At 64.9% G+C, this 8722-nt stretch carries 9 protein-coding genes; 3 read left to right on the forward strand and 6 right to left on the reverse strand.

The genetic code is table 11. The features are described 5' to 3' along the window. Positions 1–40: 40 nt before the first annotated feature. The 3 genes from QTH97_RS28315 to QTH97_RS28325 all read right to left on the reverse strand — a co-directional run bounded on the left by QTH97_RS28315 (position 41) and on the right by QTH97_RS28325 (position 1894). The gene (locus tag QTH97_RS28315; RefSeq protein ID WP_286571860.1) at positions 41–325 is read right to left on the reverse strand and encodes a hypothetical protein; all 285 of its coding nucleotides are present in this window, start codon (positions 323–325) and stop codon (positions 41–43) included. A gap of 76 nt (positions 326–401) precedes the next feature. Then, positions 402–1499, reverse strand: a complete 1098-nt coding sequence (locus QTH97_RS28320; RefSeq protein ID WP_286571861.1) for an ATP-dependent DNA ligase — start codon at positions 1497–1499, stop codon at positions 402–404. After that, the gene (locus QTH97_RS28325; protein WP_286571862.1) at positions 1496–1894 is read right to left on the reverse strand and encodes a hypothetical protein; all 399 of its coding nucleotides are present in this window, start codon (positions 1892–1894) and stop codon (positions 1496–1498) included. The genes QTH97_RS28320 and QTH97_RS28325 overlap by 4 nt, the downstream gene beginning before the upstream one ends. A gap of 949 nt (positions 1895–2843) precedes the next feature. Here QTH97_RS28325 and QTH97_RS28330 point away from each other — a divergent pair. Further along, positions 2844–3209, forward strand: a complete 366-nt coding sequence (locus QTH97_RS28330; protein WP_286571863.1) for a hypothetical protein — start codon at positions 2844–2846, stop codon at positions 3207–3209. A 790-nt stretch (positions 3210–3999) separates the two neighbouring features. On the opposite strand, the gene QTH97_RS28335 is transcribed toward QTH97_RS28330, so the two are convergent. After that, entirely contained in the window at positions 4000–5556 is a 1557-nt protein-coding gene (locus tag QTH97_RS28335) for a long-chain-fatty-acid--CoA ligase (RefSeq protein ID WP_286571864.1), read from the reverse strand. 304 nt (positions 5557–5860) lie between these two features. Beyond that, positions 5861–6643 (reverse strand): exodeoxyribonuclease III, encoded by a 783-nt coding sequence (locus QTH97_RS28340; RefSeq protein ID WP_286571865.1) that lies wholly within the window; start codon positions 6641–6643, stop codon positions 5861–5863. Positions 6644–6724: 81 nt separating this feature from the next. Between QTH97_RS28340 and QTH97_RS28345 the strand changes: the two genes are divergently transcribed. Further along, positions 6725–6862 carry a hypothetical protein gene (locus tag QTH97_RS28345; RefSeq protein ID WP_286571866.1) on the forward strand — a complete coding sequence of 46 codons (138 nt, stop codon included), beginning with the start codon at positions 6725–6727 and terminating at the stop codon, positions 6860–6862. Between the two features lie 190 nt (positions 6863–7052). Here the strand turns inward: QTH97_RS28345 and QTH97_RS28350 are convergent, their stop codons facing one another. Further along, complete coding sequence (locus QTH97_RS28350; protein ID WP_286571868.1) at positions 7053–7502, reverse strand: hypothetical protein; 450 nt, start codon at positions 7500–7502, stop codon at positions 7053–7055. A gap of 758 nt (positions 7503–8260) precedes the next feature. On the opposite strand from QTH97_RS28350, the gene QTH97_RS28355 reads away from it, so the two are divergent. Next, positions 8261–8722, forward strand: a 462-nt coding sequence (locus QTH97_RS28355) for an AsmA family protein (RefSeq protein WP_286571869.1), incomplete at its 3' end; no start/stop codon positions are given.

Raw genomic sequence — 8722 nt, forward strand, 5'->3', positions numbered from 1 at the left:
TCAACCGTTCGTCTTCGACATCGTCTTCACCTCAACAGGTTCACGTCGCGCAACATCGCTGCCGTACTCGGCGTTGCGGTCGAGCGGATGGCGAGCACCTCTTCGTCGACACCTGCAACGCCATCAAGTTGTCGATCGGAATGGCCGGGCTGTCGGCGTCAGCGTCGATGATGCGATAGCTCGCAGGGGCGAGCGCATCCAGGACGCGTCGTCCAGCAACTTCTGAACGGCCGCCGTGACCTTGGTTTTTGAAGAACACCGGGTCGCGCGTGCGCTCGGCACCATCGCACCGAACTGTTCCGTCGTTGCCGAGGCTATCAGTCACGACGAGGACTTCGCACGGCACTCTCTGGGTTGACGAACATCACCGGTGCATCGCGCCAGGCCTCGCGTCCCCTTGGTTAGCGCCTGGCAAGAGATTCGCCGGAGAACACTCGCGCGAGTTCGTAGGGCGCTACCACCTCGAGTTGATCGAAGCGGCATGCGCGCGGCGACTTGTCCAAGCGCCACCGCTCGAAGATGGCTGCGTGGCGGAAGCGCCGGCCCTGGAGATGGTCGTACCGGACCTCACACACGCGCTCGGGTCGCAGCGGCTGCCAGCTCAGGTCCTTGCCGCCACTCCATCGGCTTTGCGCACCGGGCATACGCTGCGCCGCGTCGCGTCCCGGCTCTGCCCAGCCTGCCCACGGGTGACCTTGGAGCGTCGCCGCCCGCAGCGGCGCCAGCTCGCGCGCGAGTGAGCGTCGCGTCGCCATGTCGAAGGCCGAGGTCGAGCCAACGTGCTGAAGCACGTCGGCGTCATCGTAGAGCCCGAGCAGCAGCGAGCCGATCGAGTCGTGGCCAGACTTGTGCCAGCGAAAGCCCGCAACCACGCAGTCGGCCGTGCGCACGTGCTTGATCTTCAGCATCGCGCGCTGGCCCGGGGAGTAAGGTCCGTCCGCCACCTTCGCCACGACCCCATCAAGGCCGGCGCCTTCAAATGACTCAAACCACTCGACCGCCACGGCATGCGAAGTCGTCATCGGCGTGAGGTGGATCGGCGGCGGCGCGTCGAACAGCAGCGCTTGCAGCATCATGCGACGCTCGTCCTGCGGCAAGTGCGAGACGTTCTTACCGTCAAGCCCGATCAGGTCGAACGCGACGAAGGAAGCCGGCGTCTCGCGCGCCAGTTGCTCGACGCGCGAGGCGGCAGGATGGATGCGCTGCTGCAGCGCGTCGAAGTCAAGGCCGTGGGTTCGGGCAATCACGATCTCGCCATCAAGCACGCAACCCTCGGGCAGCCCATCCGCCAGCGCCGCGAGCAGTTCCGGGAAATAACGATCAAGCGCCTTGGCGTCGCGACTCTGCAGGCGTGTCGTTTTGCCTTCGCGGAACACGATCGTCCGGAAGCCATCCCACTTGGGCTCGTAGAGCCAGCCCTCGCCCGCGGGCACCTGCGACGCAACCGATGCGAGCATCGGCGCAATGCTGCCAAAGGTGGGCAAGGCAGTCTCTGTCATTGCACGTTGCGGGCACTGCACTGGGTCACGGCCTCGCCTTTGCGCCACCGCTTGGCTGAAAGCCCATCAGCCGCAGGCCGGCGTGCAGGAGCGCGTCGACCGCATGCGGCGCCCCGACCACGACCAGGGGGCAGTTCGCGTGCGCCATATCGTTCCCCAGCGCACGTGCCGGCGGCGGCCTTCGAGATCCCACTTGGCGACGGATCGCGCTCAATGCGCGGTACGCCAGCGAGCATGGCCCCGATCGGCACTTCAATCTCCCCACCGGTCGACACCCAAATTCCTCGCATCACGTGCACGATCCAGAGGAGCGCGATCGCGAGGACCGGCACCAGTACCCACACGACATAGGACATGACGTCCGCCGCCGTGTCGAGCGCATCGCCTTCCAGCAAGGATGCGTGCGCACGGGGGCCGACCCGCATGACAGCGCTATCGCCGTCCACAGGCGGGCGCTCAAACGACCGGCGCGCCACTTCGTTGAACGCTCACTGGGCTGAAGCATGTCGGATCCGCTCCTGATCGAAAGCGAATGTAGCGGCGGGTGCATTTGCGCGCAAAGCAAATATCCGGGATAAGAACCTCGCGCCGCTTTGGCTTTCCCAACGAGTCGGCACGCATTGCGGGAAGGGTTTGGAACATCGATGTGACCCACAGCGGGGAGCGGCGGCGGTGTATCCCGTGCCCAATAGCAAGCTCTGGCCTTGCACCCGTCCGCTCGCTGGCATCTCGCATCCCCTCCACAACTCCAGTGCGCCGCGTAGCGCGGCGGAAGCTCAGGCAGCCGTTGCAACCACTCCAGAACGCCGACGCTGCCACCCACAGATTGACTGCGATGGGAAGGGCGCTTCAGCGGCTATCGTCTCCCGCGAGACCGGGAAAGGCCGCAGGAGCGCCCCGGCTCACAAGGGGACACGTGCAGTGTCCGCGTCCATCGAAGCGGTGCTGCAGCCGTCGAACCGCGAAACTCGCTCTCAACGGCCAATCTCAAGCCGAGCGATGCGCCACCGAAGCGCCTCCGGCTTCGGGTACATCCGAGGCTCCCGCGGCTTGATCAGTTCCTTCCCGGACAGCTCGAGGAAGGGCCCGTTGCGCGGCGCCGGCCCAAGCTTTTGGCACCAAGGCCGCCCAGTCGGCCGCCGAGCGCCCGCGCCGCCAAGGCAAGTCGTGTTGCCCAAGTTCATGGCATTGAGCGCGAAGCGGCCCATGCGGGTGGATTTCTGCCTTGAATGCGCGACCTGCGTAGGACTCCGGCTACCCGCCGTTGCGCCATATTGCTGCACTGCGACATCGACAGCGAGGCTGTGATGACGACGAGTCAAAACTCTGAAGATGAAGGACCCCATGAGCCAGACTTTCAACGATGGCGTCCTTTCCAACGGGTTGCGAGACGGCTTGGAAGATCTCGTGGGCGATGTGATGCATGCCCGACGGACCAACGACCTCGGCAGGCTTGCGTTGCTCTGCTACTGCGAGATCCGCCGCTGGGCACGCATCGCGGGCGAACCGAGGCTAGCGGAGCTTTGCAGTTGTCTTGTTGCGCTCCAGCCAGCCTGCGATCGCGACGGCTTTTTGCGCCGGGTCGATGGCGTCGTTGCGGAGCTCGACGGGGTTTGTCAGCGTGCCGGAATTGACGCTGGCCTGAGGGCGCGAACTGGAAGTGATTTTTCTACTTCAAGTCAGCGTTGCGCGGGCCCGGCCGCCGGCTGACCGACGAATCTCCGATCTGGCCTGGCTCCATCCCCGGAGACCATCGATGCGACGGCCATCTCGGTGCCTTCGCCAGCAAAGCCGAAGGCCCAAGAGCGTCGCGCGGCAGGCCGCTCGCCAACGCCTTCCCGCCGTGTGAACCTTCGCGATCGGGGCGTACTGACGACGTCGGGATTCATCGCGAAGTTAAGGAACTTGCTCTGGAGACTCTGGTGCAAGGTCGGCTCGGCCGGGCGGATGGTGGGTGGCCCGCCCTGCGCGGCGCGGTTCCATGGCATCGCTTGAATCTGGCGCCGAGACTGACGGTCCCTGAGAGCCGCATCAGTTCGCGATCTGTGAGCAACGCGCGCCGATTCTGAAAGCCGAATCGCTCGCCGACTTCCTGGTCGCGGGAGAATCAGTCGGGACTATGTCGGCACTGCCTTCAGAAGACCCCTCGAGTCCCGAGTTCTGTGTATCGGATGACTGCAATCGGATTGAAAGCGTGCGCCGAGAAGCAGGGAAGACAACAGTCGCTTCGAAGTCGCGTGTCGCGGGAGTGCAAAAGGCTGCTCAAGCCGTTTTGTTTCCTCCGCAGCGAGATACGTGGCGCTCATGCGAATCCCGGTGTCGACCATATCCCTGCAGTCGTTCGCGCTGGCCCGCATGGAGGTCTGATTTTCGCTGCACAGTGGACCGCCATGTCCCGTCTGTGCCGCGCGGCTGCGAGCGACGCCGGCCGAACAAAAACACGTCCTGGAGGTCGGTCGTCCCCATTTGCCAAGCCTGCCGGTCGAGCCGTATGCCTGGCCTACACCGTCTGGCGCTCTCGGCCCGTCCAATAGGGCTTGCGCAAATCCTTCTTGAGGACCTTCCCGGTCGGGTTTCGGGGCAGTGCGTCGACGACGTCGACGGACTTCGGGCATTTGAATGACGCCAGCCGCCCGTGACAGTAGGCCAGAACCTGCTCGATGTCGATGGTGGTGCCAGATTTCGCGACGACCACCGCCTTGGGCACCTCACCCCACTTCTCGTCCGGCACGCCAATCACGGCGACGTCGTCGATGGATGGATGCTCGGCCAGCACCCGTTCGATCTCGGCCGGATAGATGTTCTCGCCACCGCTGATGATCATGTCCTTGATACGGTCGGTGACGTAGAGATAGCCATCGGCATCCATGTGGCCGCCGTCGCCGGATCGCAGCCAGCCATCCGCCGTGAATGCGGCGGCGGTGGCCTCCGGCTTTCCCCAATAGCCACCCATGCGTTGCTCGCTTCGCACCCAGATTTCCCCGGGCTCGCCGGTTGGAACCGGCTCGCCGGTGACGGGATCGCAGATCTTGATCTCGACGCCATGGATCGGCTTGCCCGCCGACACCAGCCGGTGGGCCACTGACGGGTCGGTGTGGTCCGCTACCCCGAGCACACTGACCACGCCACACTCCTCGGTCATGCCATAGACCTGCTGCATCACGCCGGGGAAAAGCGCCAGGGAGGCACGCATCACGGGCAGCGGCATCGGCGAAGCCCCGTACGAAAGCGTCTTCAAAGCCGAATAGTCGCGATCGGCTGCGCCGGGCACCTTGGTCACCATGGCCATGAGTGCAGGCACCAGGAAGGTATGGGTGATCTTCTCCGCTTCGAGCATCTCCAGCACCGCAGCAGGATCCGGAAGTCGCAACATGGAGATGCGGGCCCCCTGGCTGATGGCCACCAGCGAGTAGCTGGTTCCGCCCACGTGGTACAGCGGCATCGCCACCTGAACCCTGGCATCGGGACCCATGTCCTGGTCCACTGCAACATTGCGTGCGTGAGCGAGCATTCCTCGATGCGTCAGCATCGCCCCCTTGGGAAAGCCGGTCGTGCCTGAGGTGTACAGCTGGACGAAGCAGTCCTCGGGTTGGGCAGGACGAGCCTCGGCATCAGGCTCCTGAGCCGCAAGCCATGGCTCGTATTCGTCCTCGGGGCCGCCGATGCGGATCACTCGCTCGACGGTCGGAAGTTGATTGCGGATCTGTTCGATGGCGCCCGCGAACTCGGGTCCGACGAAAAGAAGACGGGCCTGGGCGTCGTTGATCACATAGACCAGCTCAGGCGGCGCGAGCCGGAAGTTGACCACTGCATTGGCCGTCCCGATCCGCGCACACGCCAACGTCAGTTCGAGGCACGATGGATGGTTGAAGTCGAGCACCGCGATGCGATCACCGGGGCGCAGGCCTTCGGCGCGCTGGGCCGAGGCATTCCGTCGAACGCGCTTGGCCAGTTCGGCCCAGGTCCACTTCGACCCGCCGAAGGTGATCGCCACCTGGTCGGGTCGTTGCGCCTCCCAACCGGCGAGCACTGCGGTGAAGTCAGTCAGCGTGGCCATGGAATCTCCTCGTGGTTCTTGCAAGGCTGCTGCGGGGTCTTGCATCCATGCATGGGCGCCAGCATCTCGATCTTTCAATTGAAGGGGTTGCATCGACATGGGAGTTCGCACGATCGGGTGGCGCTCCCATTGTGCGAGCCTGCAATTCGCCTGGCAATCGGAGGTACGCGCAGTTCAGCGCGGGGTCGCCGCGAGCAGGTTCGTGTCGGCGCATGTGGCCAGATGTCTTTCCATTGACGCCTTGCCCGGCGTGCGAGGGGCGCAGGCTCTGAGCGCCAGCGCCGGGTGCCGTGCGCGCGGCATGTCAGGCTCTCGGAATGTCCAGCTCGATCCAAGCGGGCGCATGATCGCTTGCGCCCGGACGTCCGCGCACCTCTCGATCCACGCCGGCACCGCGCAGCATCGGTGCCACCTCGGCGTTCAGCAACAGATGGTCGATGCGCAGGCCGGCATCGCGCGCATAGCGGTCGCGCCAGTAGGTCCAGAAGGTGTATGGAACGCCATCGGGGTGGCAGGCACGGATGGCATCTGTCCAACCTTGTTGCAACAGGTGCATGAATGCCGCGCGGCTCTCGGGCTGCAGCAGTGCGTCGTCGCGCCACGAGGTGGGGTTGTAGATGTCGGCGTCGGTCGGCACCACGTTGTAGTCGCCGGCGAGCACGACCGGCAGTCCGCACGAGGACAGCTTCTTTGCATGCGCATTGAAGCGCGCGAACCAACTCAGCTTGTAGTCGAACTTCGGCCCCGGCTGCGGATTGCCATTGGGCAGGTAGAGGCAGCCGACGACCACGCCATCGACCACTGCCTCGATATAGCGGCTCTGGGGATCTGCCTCCATGCCCGGCACACCGCGTCCGAGCTCCATCGGTTCGCGTTCGCGCGCAAGGATCGCAACGCCATTCCAGGACGGCTGTCCGGATGCGGCGACGCCATAGCCGGCGTTGCGCAAGGCCTGCAGGGGCAGTTTCGCATCGGGCGACTTGAGCTCTTGCAGACAGGCGACGTCCGGCTTGGATTCGGCCAGCCATTCGAGCAACCGGTCGAGCCGGCCGACGATGCCATTGACGTTGAAAGTGGCGATCTTCATCCCAGGCGGTCACAAGAATCAAGGGCTATCCTGCGCCTGCGGCGGCTTTGGTGCGCGTCGGACAAGGCGTGGTGTGGCCCGATGGCAACTTCCACGGCGATCCAGCTCGCGCTGGCTCAGGCGCCGCATCACCCGATCACCTTCCCGGCGTCCGGCGCCATTCGCTTCGCGCCACCCTGCATCAACGCTGACTCGGCCCAATCGCTCGCTGACCGGTGAAGCGTGTGCGTCGAGCGCCAGTACGAGCCGACCTACCTTTGCAATCCGTCTCGGCGCAGGCAGCGGTCGGACGGTCGCGCTCTGCTTGCGTTGGTTCTCCTCACGAAGACTCGACTGCGGCGCGAGGGTAGGCCAGACGCGCTCCCGCCGCCTCGTCGTGACGGAGACGAAGGCCCAGGAAGTCTCCCGGCTAGAGGGGGGCTGCGCTGACGTAGTGGACCTGGTAGTAGCTGGCGCCAATAGCCCACACCACATGTGAAAGCGCAAAAAGGGCTGGAGGCCACATCAGCCGCTTCATGAAGGCCGGGATCTTTGTAGAGGCAGAAGGCGGATCCGGTCGGATGATCTCGGCAAGGTCGGTCGACATTCGAGCTGCCCGGTCGGCGCAGGCCCAGTATCCCCTGAGATGCCGACCCAGTTCCTTGAGCACGTAGATCAGGTATCCCGACAGGATCAGACCGGCCACCGCCATTCCCCAGATCAGCGCAATCGCGCCCGGCATCTTCATCTGTTCGATGAAAAACTTCAGCGAGAAGGCCAGGATGGCGCCGTTGACCGCCAGAACCCACGTCAGTTGCGCCCAGGCATGCGCCTTGGTCTTGCCCGATGCCTCTTCATAGAACTTGATGAGATCTATCATCTGTTGCGTCGTGAGCGCGCCATCGTCTTTCGGCGCTGGCGCTGCGGCTTGGCTGGCAAGGAGCCATCGAAGGAGCGGTCTCATGGGGCATTCTGTTCCCGCACTGCTGGCGCCGCAATGCAGAGCACCCTCCATTGAGTGGAGATCGCGGGATCGTCATCTTTCGGCTGCACTTCGGGCGGCGCACGAGACCGAGGACGCTGCTGGCGGGAAGAGGGAGTCGGTGCGATCCGTGGCATGGCGACGACGGTCGCGTCCGCACTGCGACGCGCGAGCTTGCCGGGGGTGCTTTGCATGTCACCCTGCATCGGGGCCCAGGGGCTGAACGGCCACGCGCGGTGGCAAAAGGCTCTGTTCAGAAGTTGGTGGTCGCAACATTGCGACGACAAGATTGCCGAGCGGTGTGGTTCATGGACCGGCCCCTCCCGGGTTCCCAGGGCTGCCGCCTCTGGCTCGGTGGTCCATCCCGGCCCCGGCGAACAGGGCAGTGTTCTTGCGGGCCCCATTCACGCCACCTGCTCGACGACCCTCCAGCGTGGCACAGGCCATCCCGCACCGGCGGCCGGTACGCGTTGCATTGACGCACCGACCACAAGGCCGGGTCGCCGCCGCCGGCCTTGCTGCCGAATGTAGCCCCTGCATGACCCGCTGCGCTTCGTCATGCCGACCGTTCGATGGTCGCGGACACAAGAGCGCCTCCTTTATCCGACACGGCACGGGTGCGGCGACCGACTTCGTCGCCCAGCGTGCGGATCAACATGGAGGCTCCGTACGCGCGCGCCTTGCAGGTCGATCCGATGCCTTCTGCCACGGCCACCCCACCGCACCGGCCCCAGAGCCGCGGCTGGCTCATTGCCGGCGCCATCGCCTGCGCGCTGATCGTCTTCCTCGTGCTCTTCGACTGGAACTGGGTCCGACCACCGATCGAGCGCTACATCTCGCGCAAGACCGAGCGCGAATTCCGGATGTCGGATCTCCACGTGCGGCTTGGCTGGACGCCAACCATCCGCATGCGCGACGTGTACTTCGGCAACGCGCCGTGGGCGACGGACAAGGCGATGGCGCAGGCGGAGATGGTCGAGTTCTCGGTGTCTCTTCGCGACCTTCCTGACAAGATCCTCGTGCCGCGTGTGGCCCTGACGCGGCCTGATCTCGTCTTCGAGCGCATGGCCGATGATCGCCGCAACTGGACGCTCGCCGAGCCATCGGAAAGCGACGAG

The organism is Variovorax gracilis (assembly GCF_030317115.1).
GTDB classification, from domain to species: domain Bacteria; phylum Pseudomonadota; class Gammaproteobacteria; order Burkholderiales; family Burkholderiaceae_C; genus Variovorax; species Variovorax gracilis.

Coding starts and splice junctions, on each gene's coding strand:
- QTH97_RS28340 (WP_286571865.1), bottom strand. CDS start 6,643: ATGAAGATCGCCACTTTCAACGTCAATGGCATCGTCGGCCGGCTCGAC.
- QTH97_RS28350 (WP_286571868.1), bottom strand. CDS start 7,502: ATGATAGATCTCATCAAGTTCTATGAAGAGGCATCGGGCAAGACCAAG.
- QTH97_RS28345 (WP_286571866.1), top strand. CDS start 6,725: ATGGCAACTTCCACGGCGATCCAGCTCGCGCTGGCTCAGGCGCCGCAT.
- QTH97_RS28335 (WP_286571864.1), bottom strand. CDS start 5,556: ATGGCCACGCTGACTGACTTCACCGCAGTGCTCGCCGGTTGGGAGGCG.
- QTH97_RS28330 (WP_286571863.1), top strand. CDS start 2,844: ATGAGCCAGACTTTCAACGATGGCGTCCTTTCCAACGGGTTGCGAGAC.
- QTH97_RS28320 (WP_286571861.1), bottom strand. CDS start 1,499: ATGACAGAGACTGCCTTGCCCACCTTTGGCAGCATTGCGCCGATGCTC.